We start from the raw sequence: 17,304 nt of genomic DNA on the forward strand, positions 1-17,304 counted from the left end.
TATACTTAAGAAATTTTAAGGGAGGTGAAAACAACGATGTTAACTCGCAATGCCCGATATTTTTACTTCTTCATTACGCCGTGGCTCATCGGCGCGCTCGTGTTCATGCTGTACCCGATTGTCTCTTCGCTTTACTTCAGCTTCACAGAATATGACATTATTCATACGCCGAAGTGGATCGGGTTACAGAACTATACCAAGATGTTTCACGACGAATTATTCTGGCGCGGCGTCAAAGCAACGCTCATCTTCACCGTTTTCAGCGTCCCGCTGCAGTTAGTCTTATCCTTGCTGTTCGCTGTGCTTGTGAATCAGAAGGTCCCGTTCCGACGGCTGTTTCGCACGGCGCTCTATTTTCCAAGCATGATATCGGGCGTAGCACTCTCACTCTTGTGGTTATGGGTATTCAATTCCCAAACAGGCATGATGAATTACATGCTGGGTTTGTTCGGAATCCAAGGACCCAGTTGGCTGGAGAATGAGCATTGGGCGCTCGCGGCGATGGTCATTATGACGATGTGGGGAGCAGGGGCAGGGATGATCATTTTCCTAGCTGCGCTGCAGGGTGTGCCGACCTACTTGTATGAAGCCGCGAAGTTGGAGGGAGCAAGCCGCTGGCAGACGCTCCGCAACATAACATTGCCGGCCATTTCACCGGTCATCTTGTTTCAGCTGATCATGGGGATCAATGATTCGTTCCAAGTATTTACGCAAGCGTTTGTCATGACCAAAGGCGGTCCGCATTACGCTACACAGTTCTATGTTTATTATTTGTGGCAGAATGGCTTTAAATTTTTCAAAATGGGATATGCCTCTGCGCTGGCTTGGGTACTGCTCATTCTAGTCATGATCATGACCTACCTGGTCATGAAGATCTCCAAGCGATATGTGCATTATGAAGGGGGGGATGGCGCATGAGCCTCAGTTCAATCAAAACGGCAAAAAAGAATACGCTTACATCTAAAATTCCACAATTTCTTGTTCTAGCCATCCTCGTCATACTAGCGGTTATTATGGTGTTTCCATCCATTAACATGTTTTCAACAGCCTTGAAGTCACAAGCGGAAGTACTTAAGTTTCCACCGAAAATTATCCCCGAACATATTGAACTGAGTAATGTGAAAAAGCTTTTTACGACGTATCAATATGGCTTATGGTACAGGAATAGCCTATGGATCGGCCTTGTTACCGTCATCGGAACCGTGCTGTCGTCCTCGTTCGTAGCCTTTGGATTCGCCCGTTATCAAGCCAAAGGCAAGCAATTGCTATTCGCTTTTCTGCTCGGTACGATGATGCTGCCTTATCCTGTGCTCATGATTCCGCAATTTATTCTATTTAAGCAGATGAATTGGATGGACTCCTTTTTGCCGATTACCGTCCCTGCATTCTTTGGTTCAGCTTACATGATCTTTCTCATTCGTCAATTTTTCACGTCGCTGTCCAATGAACTTTTCGATGCGGCAAGAATGGATGGATGTTCGGAATTCCGCCAATGGTGGAGCATCGCTTTACCGCTATCGGGTCCGGTTCTTTCGACTGTTGCGATATTTTCATTCATCGGGAGCTGGAATGATTTACTCGGACAGGTGCTGTATCTGAGCTCCACGGAGAAATTTACCCTGACGATTGGCATGACATCGATGTATGCCTCGGCAACTCGTTTGGTCCCATGGAATCTGGTGATGATCGCGGCCATCTTAGCTGTGATTCCGATTTTGCTTTTATTTACTTTCGCGCAAAAGTATTTCGTTCAAAGCATTGCCATGACCGGCGTCAAGTAACGAATAGGGAGGATCTAGCCATGAAGAAAAGTATGCTGTCTGTAAGTTCTTTAGCTGTGATGCTTGTGGTAAGTTCAGTTGTAACGGGATGTTCGGATACGAAGAGTGACAACGATAAATCGGTGACGATTACCCAGTTTGTGCCCGACTTGCCTGACAAAACCTTTGTCGAACAGCTTGTACCCGATTTTGAAGCAGCGCATCCGAACATTAAAGTGAAAATTATGAAAGCCCCTTATTCCGAATTTGATTCCAAACTGCAATCCCTCGTCGCAGCAGGTACAGCGCCAGATGTAACCTCACATTGGGGAGAGATGGGTTTCATTGAGTTCATGGATAAAGGGATGCTTCGGGATATGACAGATCTCGTCCAGGCTGATAATTTTAAAGCGGCTGACTATGGGATGTCTGATGATGTACTGAACATTTATAAAATAGATGGCAAAAACTACGGGATACCGGTGTATAGCTATACTTCTTTGATGATCTACAACAAAGATATGTTTGATAAAGCCGGGATTCCATATCCACCGTCAGACTTTGAAGACAAATCATGGACCTTCGATAAGATGATGGAGGTTGCGAAGAAGCTTTCCAAACCGAGCGATGACCCGGAGAAAGCCCAATTCGGAGTGGATTGGGGCTGGGCTGAGAAGGATATGAGGCTCATTTATTTCGGCGCTAAAGTGTACTCAGAAGATACATGGAAGAACGGCGGTCATCCAACTGCATCCTATTTCAACTCTCCTGAAGCGGTCAAAGCGAATCAGCGGCTGCACGATATGATCTATACCGATAAGGTGATGCCTTCCAAAGAATTCACTAAGGCTGTCGCTGGGCAGGGCGGAGATCCTTTCGCCACAGGTAAGGTCGGCATGTCAGTAGCAGGTGCATGGATTCTCGCTTCTGTGAAGGATTACAGTTTCAAGGTCGGCGTTGCGGCTGTACCGATTGGTTATAACGATAAAGCGCGCGATGTGCTCTATATCGATCCGCTTGTGATTCTGAAAGATTCGAAGCATCCGAAGGAAGCGTATGAATGGATTAAATTCCAGCTGCAGAAGAACGTGCAAGAGAAGGCGATTGAGCTAAGCGGGGGTACACCGCCATCGAACGAACAAGCTGCTGAGAAATATTATAATCTGTATGCGCCAGCCATTGACCCGAAAGATCTAAAGAAAGTCGTGGAAGGCGGATTAAAATATGGAACAGAATCCTACAATCATTTGATTTCGAACTATTCGCATATTCTTGATGTGGTCAATAACGAAATGGATCAGATGGATAATGAAAAGGCGAATGCAACCACGATAAGTCCGGTTTTGGATAAGAAAGTGAACGATCTATTGACCGAGTTGAATGCAAAATATAAGAAGAATTAGGAATCTGCTATAATGAAACCGAATACGATTCGACTATCAAATTCGGGAGATCATGCGAATGAAAAAAGTTAGTATTTTAGACGTAGTGGAAAAATCAGGTGTTTCCCTGGTCACGGTATCCCGCGTATTGAACAATTCGACGACCGTTCGGGAGAGTAATCGTCAGAAAGTTCTTCAAGCCATGAAGGACCTAGGCTATACGCCCAGCTCGGCTGCCCGCTCACTAGCAAGAGGATCAACCGGATTAATCGGCATCACCTTGCAAACGCTTGGTGACACCGTATTTGACGGGATTATTCACGCGGTGAATGAAAGCCTGGAGGCCAAAGGCTATTTCTTAGCCTTATCTATCGCTTCTACTGCGCAATTGGACAACAGTGCGGTTAATCACTTCTTGTTCCAAGAGGATCGGGTAGACGGCATCATCCTGCTCTCCACTTTTGCGGAGAAGGAGTATGTGCTGGAGTTGAAAAGGAAGAAGATTCCTTTCGTCATTATTGATAATCATATTGAAGATACGAAGGCTGTCACAATCAATGTGGATAACTTTATAGGTGGATATGAGGCGACGAGGCATTTATTGGATCTTGGTCATAGTCAAATCCTGCATATTAGCGGTCCAGAGTTGTATCTCAGTGCGAGGGATCGAAGAAGAGGATACGAGCAAGCGATGACTGAGGCGGGGTTCGCGCCAACCGTTATTGGCACAGACGAATTTAATATTCGCTGTGGATTTAATTCCGTCAAAGCTTGTCTGGCACAGGGGATTCGGCCTACAGCCGTGTTTGCCGGCGAAGACGGTCTTGCGCTTGGCGCGATGGATGCTTTTCGGGATGAGGGTTACCGTATTCCTCAGGATATCTCGATTGTTGGTTATGATGATCAATATTTCGCCAAGGAGATTCATCCGCGTCTAACGACGATTAGGCAGCCTATGGAGAAATTAGGGAAAGAAGCCGTTCGGATTCTGCTCGACATGATAGACGGGCCATCCAAACGGAGTAAATCCGTCTGTTTGAAGCCGGAACTTATTGTGAGGGAGTCGACAGCGGAATGCGCAGCACATAAGTAGATTAAAGGATGGAGCCGAACGAATTTGAAAGCTTACTTAGGCGTGGATGCCGGCGGTACGAAAACGAAGGCGATGATTACCGATGAAGCAGGCCGAGTCCTCGCGATCGCTAAAGCAGGTCCAGGGAATCACCAAATTCGGGTTGATATGGCCAGAAGCAATATTCACAGCGCTGTTCACGAGGCGTTAAGGAGCGCAGCACTGCAGGTCAAAGATATTGCCGTAGCTTGGTTCGGTTTAGCCGGTGCAGATCGAGAGGCCGATTATCGCATCTTGCGTCCGATCGTGGCAGAGCTGGGTTTCGCTCAATCGGAAATCGTCTGTGACACCATGATTGCCCTGCGGGCAGGGACAACAAGACCCTATGGCGTCGTTTCCATATGCGGGACGGGCACGAACTGCGCGGGGGTGAACCCTCATGGGGAAGTGTACCAGTGCGGAGGCTTTGGTTATGCCTATGGTGACTTTGGCGGCGGCAGTGAGCTGGCGGTGGAAGCGTTTCGATCTGTCATACGTGCATGGGAAGGGCGAACAGCACCAACGCTTCTGACAGATCTTGTTCTAGCGAAGCTGCAATACGATTCCGTAGCGCAATTATTTCATCATTCATTAGATACGCAGCTGCGGATACCACCCGACTTAGCTCCCTTAGTATTCACAGCAGCGTCAGGCGGAGATGCCATTGCCCGTCAAATTCTGAAGAAGCAGGGCGAAGAGCTAGGAATATCAGCAAAAGCTGTGATTCAAAAGCTGGAGATGCAGCACGAAGTCTTTGATCTCGTGTTAGCAGGAAGTGTTTTGACCAAAGGTGCGAGTTCTTTCTTACATCCTTACATTGCGGAACAGGTTGCGGGGGTTGCACCAGGCTGTCAATTGAGGATACTAGACGTAGATCCCGTGGTAGGGGCTGTTTTCCTAGCGATGGAGAAGGATGGCATTTCGCTTACCGATGCCATATATGCGAATATCGCGCAAGTATCTCATGTTTAAGGAGTTGTCTGGATTGAAGAAGCAAGTCAAAGTGGTTGTCATTGGAGGCGGTTCTTCTTACACGCCGGAGCTGATTGAAGGATTTATTTTACACTATCAGGAATTACCTGTATCGGACATTTGGCTCGTGGATATTGAAGCTGGCAAGCAGAAGCTGGACATTGTGGGCCAATTAGCCCTGCGGATGGTTGAGAAATCGGGTCTTCCCATTCGAGTGCATATGACGCTTGACCGTAGATTGGCTCTGAAGGATGCAGATTTCGTATCTACCCAGATGCGGGTTGGCATGCTGCAAGCAAGGGTGTGGGATGAGACGATTCCGCTGAAGTACGGTGTAATTGGTCAGGAAACGACCGGCCCCGGCGGGATGATGAAAGCGTTCCGAACGATTCCGGTGCTGCTCGATATTTGCAAGGATATGGAGGAGCTGTGCCCCGATGCTTGGATGCTGAACTTCACGAATCCAGCAGGGATGGTGACAGAAGCGATCTATACGCACTCATCCGTTAAGGCCATAGGGATATGCAACTCGCCGATTTCTGTTTATAAATGGTTATCCAAGCTATATGATGTGGAGCCTAGCCGTATCTATGCGGAGTTCGCGGGGCTTAATCATCTGCATTGGGTGACGGACATTCAGGTGGATGGCAGCTCCAAGCTGGAAGAACTGCTTCAAAGCAACGACAGCTACTCTGCCCAAAATGTACCCCAGTACAACTGGAACGCTGCATTTATGCGGTCGTTGGGGGCGATACCTTCGTATTATTTGAAATATTTCTATTTAAATAAAGAAATGCTCGAAGATCAACTGGCTTCATCTACGAAGGAAGGTACGCGGGCTGAAATCGTGAAACGACTCGAAGATGAATTGTTTGAGCTGTATCAAGATCCGAATTTAAATCATAAACCGGCTCAACTGGAGCAGCGCGGTGGTGCGTATTACTCGGAAGCAGCAGTCAAATTGATGAAATCCATCTACAACGATACTAGAGATGTCCAAACATTGAATGTTCGCAATGGCTCGAATCTTGATTTTCTTCCGGAAAATGCGTGTATTGAGGTCAACAGTTTGGTGACGAAGCAAGGACCGATTCCACTGCAAGTGACGACGGTGCCCGACGCGATCAAGGGACTGATGGCGTCAGTCAAAACGTATGAACAGCTAGCGATCGAAGCGGCGGTACGAGGTGATCGCGGGTTAGCACTGCAAGCATTGGCGCATCATCCGCTGGTTCCTTCAATTAATGTGGCGGAGAAGATGCTGCACGAGTTATTGGAGCAAAACAAAGAATTGCTTCCTCAGTTTTATCCTAAAGTATAAACGTTTATAATTATAACGACCTCAAACCTACGTGTTTGGGGTCGTTTGTAATGGGAAGAAATTTTCCTATTCGTAATTTGCTCCATTTGGTAAAACTAGAATCTTGATAATTGAGACTCGAAGACGTGCAGGTATTCTTCCGATGTTTTCGAAAGGCGTAACGCAGGAAGACCAACTTCATAGACACCCCATGAAGAAGATGTTATCTTAACTTCAATAGATATTTGTTGAACGAGCCTGCAGGGCGGTTCACAATCAGGGGAGAGTCAGCTGTGACCACAATTCAATGGATGTCATTATTGCTTATTCTCGCGGCTGTGTTAATGCTGTATGTCGCATTTCTTTCTTATCAGAAACGTCATCTGCCGGTCGCGAGAACGATGGTGCTCATCATGCTGGGAGCGACCTTCTATGCGGTAGGTTATGCCTGCGAGCTGCTGAGCCATAACCTCTACGAAGTGAAGCTGTCCCTGCAAATTGAATATGTCGGTATTCCGTTCGTAACGACGCTTTGGCTTTTTCAAGTTATCCAATTCTCCGGAACCGCTTCTCGCTATCGCAAACGCCTTGCGGTGGCGTTGTTCATTATCCCTGCTGGGGTCTTTTTTCTCCATTTGACCAATGAGTGGCATCACCTTTTTTATGAGCAATATTTGTTAAATGAGAGTTCTTCGATCCCGCTGTACCAAACGGTCAAAGGACCTTGGTATAAAGCTCACACCCTCTATAATTATTTCGTTGTTGTGTGCGGATTTTTCTTATTTATCCCGATGTATTGGCGATCTTCGCGAGTCGTTCGTAAGCAAATTATTGTGCTCACGATGGGGGCTGCGGTGCCATTGCTGTTCAATATCTCCCTCTGGTTCGGGATCATCGTGGATTTGACGCCTTTCGGGTTCGCTGTGTCGGGTATCGTCTACGCGTGGGGGATTTTACGGTTTAACCTGCTTCGGTTTACGCCGCTCGCGCTGACCCAGGTGTTCGATTCGATCCGGGACGGAGTCATTCTGCTTGATTATGAGGATCAAGTCGTCAGCTACAATAAAGCGGCCGAATGGGTGCTGCCGGAGCTTGCTTCGACCAAGCACTATCCTGCTGATGTCGGGGAGGCTTTGTCAGCCAATCCAGAACTGATTATGCAAATTCGTAGTGCATATAACGGAAACGAGCGTTTCCCATTTCAACGCGTTCAAGCGAACCGAAGCAAGCATTATCACTGCAGTGTATCATTTATCTATGATTCTGGTACGCGAATCGGGAAAATGGTTATGTTTAACGAAATTACGGAATTGAAGGAAAATGAGGCTCGATTGCGGGTAAACGCGAACCAACTGTCCGAGCTGAATTCGTTTAAGGATAAGTTATTTACCGTCGTGGCACACGATATTCGCGATCCGATCGCGCTGCTTGTCAGCTTAACCGAGCTGCTAGGTGAAGAGCTCGCTGCCGATGAAAATGAACATGCCGAATTATTTCGAGTCCTCCAAGGACAAGTGCAGAGCACGTTCCATCTCGTCGAGAACTTGCTAGATTGGTATCGCAGCCAGAAGGGGAAAGTTGTGTTTCGCCCGTTAGGCTGGAATTTGCAGCAAGTTGTTCGACAATCGCTGATGCTAGCTGATTCCAAAGCAGCTATGAAGCAGATCATGCTGAGGGAGCATATTGATCAGAAGCTTACTGTGAGTGCAGATAAGGAAATGCTCGATCTCATTCTGCGGAATTTGCTCTCCAATGCGATTAAGTTTACCGGAATCGGTGGAGAAATTACGATAAGAGCGGCGGTAGACAAGGATCGAATTCTTGTGTCCGTAAGCGACAACGGAGCGGGAATGGATGAGGAGTCGGCAGAAATGCTGCGCCGAGAAGATCCGTCCATCCCGGTGACAATCCCCGAGGAAGATGCTGGACATGCCAGATTCGGACTGATGTTAACACGTGAATTCATTAGTATTCATGGGGGGAAGCTGTGGTTTGATAGTGTGCCTGGCGTTGGCACGACGTTTTTCTTCACATTGCCCAGCTCAGCTGGCGGAACAGGGCGATTTGATCGATGGCAGGGAGGTGAGAACGCTTGAAAGTGATCTTAGTGGACGATGAGCCGACCATGCATTTGATTCTGAGCAAAATGTTAAATAAGCTGCCCGAGGTTCAGGTAGCGGGTGCGTTCACAGATACGAAGTCGGCAGCCGACTTCTTAGAGGAGCATACAGACATCGGTCTAGCTTTCGTGGACATCGCGATGAAAGGCGAGAATGGGATGGCCATCGCTGCCAAACTGGAAGCTGCTGGCTCTGCCATTCAAGTTGTTTTTGTCACCTCACATAAGGATTTCGCGCTAGAAGCTTATGAGCTCTCGGTGGTGGACTACTTAATCAAGCCGGTGTCCCAGGAGAGGCTGCAGCGGACGGTACAACGGGCGCTCATGAATTGGCGGGCTTTTCACCACGCGGCATCGCTTCAAGGTACGGCTGCTTCTCAAAATATTCAAAGATACATCATAACGGCGCTCGGAGACGTTGTTGTAAGTAATGACACGGGCCGTCGCGTGAAGTGGATTTCACGCAAATGCACGGAGCTTTTCGCCTACCTTTTGCTATATCGCGGCAGACGTATTCCTCGTTCTAAGCTCGTGGCGGATATTTTCGGGGGCATGGAGCAGGCGGGTGCAGAGAGCTATTTGAATACAACCGTGTATCAATTGCGCAAATCGTTGGAACCACTGGGCATGCGCGAAGTTGTTCGTTCGGAGAACGATGGCTATGCGCTTGAATTGAATGATTGTGTTCTCGATTACGTGGCCTTTGCTGAACAAGTGGAGGAACTGTCATCATTTGACGTGGAAAATATGGAGAGAGCTCTACAAATTGAACGGTTGTATACAGGCGATCTGTTCGGAGATAAAGCGTATGTGTGGGCGATTCATGAAACAGAGCGTTACGGCCAAGTCTATAACGCCTTCGTCAAACGCCTTGCTGCCTCGCTTATTCAACTTGGAGATACGAGCGCTGCGTCGAAGCTGTTGCTCAAGCTGAATGAGCGCAATCCGCTGGACGAATCAGTGATCCGTCAGCTCATGACGATACGTGAATTGACCGGTGACAAAAAGGGATTGACGGCACTATACACCGATTATGTTCGACTGCTAAGTCAAGAACTCGGCATCCGTCCTTCGGAAGAGTTGAATCAGCTATACGACACGATGTTACGGGGCATAACCGATAAAAAATAAACAGACAAAACCGCGAAGCCTGCCGCTGCGCGGTTTTTGTCTGTTTATGATCGAATCTTTCATTATTCTTTTATTGGGCTGTACTAAACTTAACTTAGTTTAAGGTAAGGGATGTACAGGGATAAGAGGAGTGAAGGTAGATATGACTACGAAGGTGTTATTTAGAAGGTTTATGATTCGTTTATTATTGGGATTGATGTTAGTTTCATCGATGCCGTTTTCGTCTTTATTAACATTACCTGCGCTAGCTAACGGACCAGACGGCAGCACTGATTGGTCGGAATGTGCTGCGGAGGGTGGAGTCTGCGCGTTTTCAGGGACCAAGGAAGTGCGTTTCTGGGGAATAGGAACACCTGCTGTGCCGGCTAATTATGGCTATACTTCACAATTAATGACGGGAGGGACACCATGCACAACGGCTGCTTTCGGCAATATTGATCCTGCTTCTGGGACGTTTAAAAAGTGTTACTACCGAAACGTACAGTTGGATAGCCAAGTATCGTCCATGGCTAGTGAGCACGATAAGAAAGTGACGTTTAGATTTCATGTATATGCCATACAGGCCGGTACGTTAGATGATTTGAAGAGTAAGATATCCGTGAAAAAAACAGGTGAGACAACTTACTCAGCCCTAGGAACCGAAGATACCGTTGCGAATCCAACATCTACCGCGACGTTGAGTACGGTTGAAATCAACTTTAAAGACGCTTTAGTTGGTTCGGAGAACGCCATTCAGATAGCTCCAGAGGCATTCAAGGATAGCAACGGCGATCCGATTGAGATACCGGTGACGTCAATTGTCGTAGGCGAAGCGCCAGACGGAAGCCTTGGCTGGACGAATTGTTCTGCACTATATGGAAGTTGTAGCTTTACTGGGACGAAAGAAGTGCGATTATGGGGAACAGGTGCCCCTGCGATACCTGCTGATTATGATTTTGTAGCTAAAATTAGTACGGACAGTACGCTTTGCAGAGTTTCTGAATTCGGTGGCATTGATCCTGCATTTGGGACCGTTGAACGGTGTTACTACAGAGACGTACAGCTGGATAGTGCAGTAACGACGACAATGAGCGGACCCAATAACAAAGCGGCGTTGACCTTTCATACGTATGCCAAACAAACGGGCACATTGGAAGATTTGAAGCGTAAGATTACAGTGAAGAAAACAGGTGAGGCTGCCTACACAGCCCTTGGTGCTGAGGATACCGTTGCCAACCCAACCTCTACAGATACGTCGAGTACGCTTGTCATCAAATTTAAGGATACGTTAGTCGGTCCGGAGAACACGATACAAATTGCGCCTGGGGCTTTCAAGGATAGCAATGGGAAACCGATTAATGTACCAGTAACTGTTTCCATAACGTCATTACCAACTGGACCAGACGGCAGCCCGGGTTGGACGGATTGTAGCGATGAAGGCGGGAATTGTTCTTTTCGAGGGACGAAAGAAGTGAGGTTATGGGGTATAGGACCCAATTATGGCTTTATAAGTCATATCTTTAGAGATGTTACGGATAGTCCGCGCTGTCAAACGTACTTTATTGGTAGTTATGATCCTGCACCAGGTTCTCCGAAAAGGTGTTACTACCGTGATGTCCAACTCGATAGTGCAATGACAACGGTCGTTAGCGGACTCAATAACAAAGTGACGCTTACATTTAATATGTACGCGATACAGGCAGGTACATTAGAAGACTTGAAGCGTAAGATTATGGTGAAGCGAACGGGAGATGCTGCCTATTCAGCGCTAGGTACTGAGGATACCGTTGCTAATCCATCCTCTACGACGATTTCAAGTACCCTCGAAATTAACTTTAAGGATCCGCTAGTTGGGCCGGGAAACGCCATTCAGATCGCTCCTGAGGCTTTCAAGGATACCAATGGCGAACTAATAGACCTATTGGTCTCTACTGCACTAAAGGAGCCTCTTGCTATAGACGCAGCACCGGACGGCAGCCTGGGCTGGACATTTTGTGCGGTGGAAAAAGGGAATTGCAGCTTTACAGGGAGGAAAGAAGTGCGATTCTGGGCAACGGACCAACCTGACAAATTTCAATCTAGCATAAGCACAAAAGATATGGCCTGTACCCTTGCGTCCTTCGGCAATCATGATCCGGCCCCTGAATCCGCTAAAAGGTGTTACTACCGTGACGTACAGCTTGATAATAACGTGATGACAGTCATCAGCGGAAGTAATTCGAAAGTGACGGTCACATTTAACACAAATGCCGTTCAAGCGGGCACTTTAGAAGATTTGAAGAGTAAGATAACCATTAAAAAAACGGGTGATGCTGCCTATAAGGCGCTAGATACCGAAGATACACTTGCCAATGTCACCGCTACGGCTACTTCGAGTACATTCGAAATTAATTTTAAGGATGCGTTAGTGGGTCCGGAGAATGCCATTCGGATTGCGTCTAACGCATTCAAAGATAGCAATGGTCATCTCATCGACATCGTGGTGACGTCTATTGTAGTAGGTGTTATCCCAGATGGCAGCATTGGTTGGACGTATTGTGCTGCGGATGGCGAGAATTGCAGTTTTGCCGGGCTAAAAGAAGTGAGATATTGGGGAATCGGCACGCCAGCGCCTAATTATGGCTATCGAGCTAAAGTCATTTCGGGCGGTACGGCGTGTACAATGGCTGCCTTCGGTAACACTGATCCTGCCAATGGCACATATAAAGCGTGTTACTACCGGGATGTTCAGTTGGATTACAACGTGTCGACTGTCGTTAGCGGACAAAACAATAAAGTGACATTTACATTTTCTACGTATGCCCTACAGGCGGGCACTTTAGAAGAATTAAAGAATCACATCACCGTTAAAAGATCAGGTGACACTGCCTTTGCTGCTCTAAGTCCAGAAGATGTTGTTGCCAATAGAGTATCTACGGCTACATCGAGTACGCTTGAGATGACCTTCAAGATCAGCTTAGTTGGTTCAGGAAATGCGATACAGATAGCGCCTGGGGCATTCAAGGATAGTAATGGTCAGCCCATCGACATAGCGATTACATCTTCTTTAACCCTATTAGGTCTTGGACCGGACGGTAGTGCGGGTTGGACATATTGCGCCGCAGATGGCGGGGGATGTAGCTTTTCGGGAACCAAAGAAGTGAGATATTGGGGAATCGGGACACCTGCTGTACCTGCTAATTACGGCTTTAGCGCTCAAATCGTAACGAGTTATACGACATGTTCAACAGGTGCATTCGGCAGTATCGATCCTGCACCCGGTACGTCCAAAAAGTGTTACTACCGTGACGTCCAGCTGGATAGTGCAGTTAAGACAGTCGTTAGTGGACCCAATAATAAAGTGAAAATAACATTGAATACGTATGCCATACAGGCGGGTACTTCAGAGGAATTAAAGAATATGATTACAGTTAAACGAACAGGTGAGACCGTCTATAGAGTATTAGGTACGGAAGATACAGTTGCCAACCCAACATCCATGGCTATGATGAGTACGCTTGAAATCAATTTTAAAGATCCGTTAGTGGGTGCAGACAATGTGATACAAATCGCTTCAGGAACCTTCAAGAATAGCGATGGTCAGCCCATCGACATGTCGGTGACGTTACCTGTAACGTTGTTACCCGCGGCACCGGACGGCAGCCTCAGTTGGACGTATTGTGCAGAAGATGGCCAATTTTGTAGCTTCACCGGTAAAAAAGAAGTGAGATATTGGGGAATCGGTACGCCTGCGGTACCCGCTAATTACGGATTTAGATCCCTATTTGCAACGGACGTTACGGCTTGTTCCAAAGCTGCTTTCGGTAAAGTTGATCCTGCATTTGGCACGACGAAAAGGTGTTACTATCGGGATATCCAGCTTGATAATAACGTGAAGACAGCGGTTAGCGCACTCAACACGAAAGTAACTTTTACATTTAATACGTACGCCATTCAAGCGGGATCTTTAGCAGATTTGAAGAGTAAAATTTCGATAAAAAAAACAGGTGCTTCCACCTTCACAGCGCTAGATGCAGAAGATACGGTTGCGAATCCAACATCGACAGCTGAATCGACTACGCTTGAAATCAATTTCAAGGGCACGCTAGTTGGTTCAGGGAACACCATCCAGTTAGCTCCTGGGGCGTTCAAAGATAGCAATGGTCTGGCAATCAACATTACGATTACAGCCTTATTATCCTTGTTACCCACTGCACCAGATGGCACTTTTGATTGGACATATTGTGCAGCAGAGAATGGCAATTGTCCCTTTTCTGGAACGAAAGAAGTGAGATATTGGGGAACAGGCGCACCTGCAGTACCGGCTAATTATGGCTATTTATCGAAAGTCGTTACGAATGGTATCGTGTGTGATGGAGATAATTTCGGTGGTATGGATCCTGCTTCTGGCACGTATAAAAGGTGTTACTACCGTGCTGTCCAGCTGGATAGTGCAGTGAATTCAGTCGTAGGAGGAAGCCATAACAAGGTGACGGTTACCTTTCCTACATATGCCATCCAGGCTGGCACTTTAGATGAGTTGAAGCGTAAGATTACGGTTAGAAGAGCAGGCGACGCAGCCTACAAAGCGCTAGGCGCGGAGGATACAGTTGAAATCCTATCATCTACGGCTACTATGAGCATACTTGAAGTCAACTTTAAGGATGCGTTAGTTGGCTCAGGAAACACTTTAAAGATCGCTGCTGGGGCATTCATGGATAGCAATGGTGAGTCAATCAACATAGGAGTTTCATCCCCTTTAACCATGCCGCTGGAAGTGAACACGGTAGCTGCGAATGATACTCTGATTACGGGTACAGCCGAAGCGGGCTCTACGGTAACAGTAACTGCTGGTGCAGGTACATTGGGAACAGCAGTTGTGACAGATGGTACGTTCGCCATACCGATTGCTGTTCAAACCGTAGGTAAGACGCTTATGATTATCGCAAAGCATGTGGAGAATAATGTCATTCTAACCGCGACAGTCACGGTAACAGCCGACGTAACAGCACCAGCAGCACCTTCCGTGCATGCAGTGAATATTGTAGATACCTTCGTAACAGGTTCAGCGGAGGCTGGTTCCACGGTAAAGGTGAAAGCAGGGGCCAGTTTGCTTGGAACAGCACTAGCAGGAGTCGGTGGAGCTTACTCCGTACCGATTGCAGCTCAAGCAGCAGGCACACAGCTTACGATAACAGCTACGGATATAGGGTTAAACGAAAGTTTACCAACCCGTGTCATCGTAGAGCAGACGGATGAACAAGCGGTAACCGCTGCCATGCAAGCCCTGGCAATTATATATGGCGGCAGTGATGGAGCAGCAAGTGTAACGCAAGCTGTAGGCTTGCCGGCAGCCGGCATAAACGGGACGACGGTTGTATGGGTGTCTAACCATGCCGCAATTAACCCAACGACAGGTGCAGTAACACGCCCTGCATATGGGGCAGGTGATGCGTCGGTAACGTTAACTGCTACGATCAGTAAAGGCGCAGTAAGCGAGAGCAAAGCCTTCACACTGATTGTAGCTGCGGAAGCAGCTAACCATAACGCAGACTTGAGCGGCTTGCGTGTAAGCAGCGGAGCATGGAACGAGACGTTAGACGCGGCAGTAACAAGCTACGCGCTGAGCGTGCCGAATAGCATCGCCAGTTTAACAGTTACGCCAACGGCGACAGATGGGTTGGCGAGTGTGAAAGTAAACGGAGTGATCGTTGCAAGTGGAGAGCTAAGCGCAGCAATTCCTTTGGACGTAGGTACGAATACCATTCTCGTAGCCGTAACAGCACAGGATGGTACGACCGCGAAAACCTACTTGATTCAAGTCACAAGGGTCAGCAACGACGCGTTGCTGTCGAGTCTGACGGTTGACCAAGGCACATTAGCTTTTGAGCCGTCTGAACTTGCTTATAACGTAGATGTGGCGAGTACGGTTACAAGTCTTCTTTGGACCGTCACCAAAGCGAATTCCAGTCAAACTTTGACTGTTACGGGAGTGACGTACAGCACAATTTCAGTTACGGGCAATGTGTACACTTATAGCGTTCCTAGCTTACAAGTGGGAGCTAATTTAATCCATATTCAGGTGACAGCGGAAGATGGATTGACGACGAATACGTATCAGTTGACAGTGACCCGCGCACCGTTAGTGCCGATAGTTAGTAGTAATGCCGACTTGAGCGGTATCTTATTATCGAGCGGGGTGCTTAGTCCCGTCTTTGCTTCCGGTACAACAACCTACACATCCAGTGTGGGGAATGACATATCGCGTCTGACGGTAACAGCAAGCGTATATGACAGCAAAGCGACGCTTGCCGTGAACGGTATGTCCACAGCAAGCGGACTAGTAAGCGGAGCGATCAGCTTGCGTGTGGGTCCCAATCCAATCACGCTTGTTGTTACTGCGGAGGATGGGAGCATCAAGACATATAGGGTGACAGTGACGCGTGGCGACAGTACACCAGTCGTTGTCCCAGTTGATAACAATCCAACACAGCCAATCCAAACAACAGTTACCTCGACTGATGGGACCTTGACGTTGTCGATTGGTCAAACGGGCGAAGTTAGTTTGAATCAAGAGATGATGATCTCGATCCCGGCGAATGCTTCAGCCAAAGAACTCAAGATTACGATAGACAAAGTGTTGGATACACAACAGCTGGTCACGGATAAGGAAGTTCTAGCGAGTCCCATCTTTGAGATTCTCAAAAACTTTACAGAGAATTTCAGTAAGCCGATCTCGCTGACCTTCGTTTTCGACAAGGCTAAATTGCAAAGCGGCCAAACAGCAGCGGTATTCTATTATGACGAAGCTCACAAAGTGTGGGTGGAGGTTCCTAACGGTACGATCAATGGAGATCAAATCACCGTAACTGTGAACCATTTTACGAAATATGCCGTATTCGCAGTGGGTCAAGCGGCAGGTATACCAGCGAATTTTAGTGATATAGCTGGACACTGGGGAGAGGCAAGGATTAAGCAAGCGGTGGAGGATGGCATCGTTTCGGGTTATCCGGATGGTACATTCAAGCCAAATCGTGCTGTAACGCGTGCGGAATTTGCAGTCATGCTGATGAACACGCTGAAGACGCAAGGAGAAGGTGCCAAGCTGAATTTTACAGATGGCGCAGCTATCGATGCCTGGGCGCAAAAAGCGATCTCGCTCGCAGTACGAGAAGGCTGGATGAGCGGCTATGACGATGGCAGTTTTCGTCCGAACGCTGAGATTACGCGGGCAGAGATGGCCGTAGTCATTGCAGGCACCCTAGGCAAGCGAGTCGAAGGGCATGCAGCTACGCATTTTACAGATGATAAGGACATTCCATTATGGGCAAAAAGCAGCGTTGCTGCGGTGTTGCAAGCGGACATCATGCAAGGCAAGGGCGCTAACCAATTTGCGCCGCAAGATCGCGCAACACGAGCTGAGGCTGTGACGGTTTTGCTGAAAGCAGCCGCGGCACAGAAGAGCAACGGAAATCAATAGGCGTTGCATAAAAGGCTGTTCCCCAAAGTAGCTAGATCTGCTTAGGGAACAGTTTTTTTATTTGGTATTTTATTCCAATTCTAATCATCTA

Annotated in this window: 9 protein-coding genes; all 9 read left to right on the forward strand. The window is 47.6% G+C overall.

Features of this window, described 5'->3' with window-relative positions; translation table 11 throughout:
* Positions 1–36: 36 nt before the first annotated feature.
* The 9 genes from A8709_RS21170 to A8709_RS21210 all read left to right on the forward strand — a co-directional run bounded on the left by A8709_RS21170 (position 37) and on the right by A8709_RS21210 (position 17,213).
* Entirely contained in the window at positions 37–918 is an 882-nt protein-coding gene (locus tag A8709_RS21170) for a carbohydrate ABC transporter permease (protein ID WP_065854856.1), read from the forward strand.
* The gene (locus A8709_RS21175) at positions 915–1,781 is read left to right on the forward strand and encodes a carbohydrate ABC transporter permease (RefSeq protein ID WP_065854858.1); all 867 of its coding nucleotides are present in this window, start codon (positions 915–917) and stop codon (positions 1,779–1,781) included. Before A8709_RS21170 ends, A8709_RS21175 begins: the two co-directional genes overlap by 4 nt.
* Before the next feature lie 20 nt (positions 1,782–1,801).
* The gene (locus A8709_RS21180) at positions 1,802–3,163 is read left to right on the forward strand and encodes an ABC transporter substrate-binding protein (protein ID WP_065854859.1); all 1,362 of its coding nucleotides are present in this window, start codon (positions 1,802–1,804) and stop codon (positions 3,161–3,163) included.
* A gap of 58 nt (positions 3,164–3,221) precedes the next feature.
* Positions 3,222–4,235, forward strand: coding sequence for a LacI family DNA-binding transcriptional regulator (locus A8709_RS21185; RefSeq protein ID WP_065854860.1), 1,014 nt, complete (start codon positions 3,222–3,224; stop codon positions 4,233–4,235).
* A gap of 24 nt (positions 4,236–4,259) precedes the next feature.
* Positions 4,260–5,225 (forward strand): N-acetylglucosamine kinase, encoded by a 966-nt coding sequence (locus A8709_RS21190; protein ID WP_084225263.1) that lies wholly within the window; start codon positions 4,260–4,262, stop codon positions 5,223–5,225.
* Entirely contained in the window at positions 5,194–6,546 is a 1,353-nt protein-coding gene (locus tag A8709_RS21195; protein ID WP_425262341.1) for a 6-phospho-beta-glucosidase, read from the forward strand. Before A8709_RS21190 ends, A8709_RS21195 begins: the two co-directional genes overlap by 32 nt.
* Positions 6,547–6,818: 272 nt before the next feature.
* Complete coding sequence (locus A8709_RS21200) at positions 6,819–8,621, forward strand: sensor histidine kinase (protein ID WP_065854862.1); 1,803 nt, start codon at positions 6,819–6,821, stop codon at positions 8,619–8,621.
* 2 nt (positions 8,622–8,623) lie between these two features.
* Entirely contained in the window at positions 8,624–9,775 is a 1,152-nt protein-coding gene (locus A8709_RS21205) for a response regulator (protein WP_244163283.1), read from the forward strand.
* A 142-nt stretch (positions 9,776–9,917) separates the two neighbouring features.
* Positions 9,918–17,213 (forward strand): S-layer homology domain-containing protein, encoded by a 7,296-nt coding sequence (locus tag A8709_RS21210; RefSeq protein WP_065854866.1) that lies wholly within the window; start codon positions 9,918–9,920, stop codon positions 17,211–17,213.
* The last annotated feature ends 91 nt before the right edge of the window (positions 17,214–17,304 follow it).

It is taken from the genome of Paenibacillus pectinilyticus (assembly GCF_001700435.1).
Taxonomy (GTDB): domain Bacteria; phylum Bacillota; class Bacilli; order Paenibacillales; family NBRC-103111; genus Paenibacillus_E; species Paenibacillus_E pectinilyticus.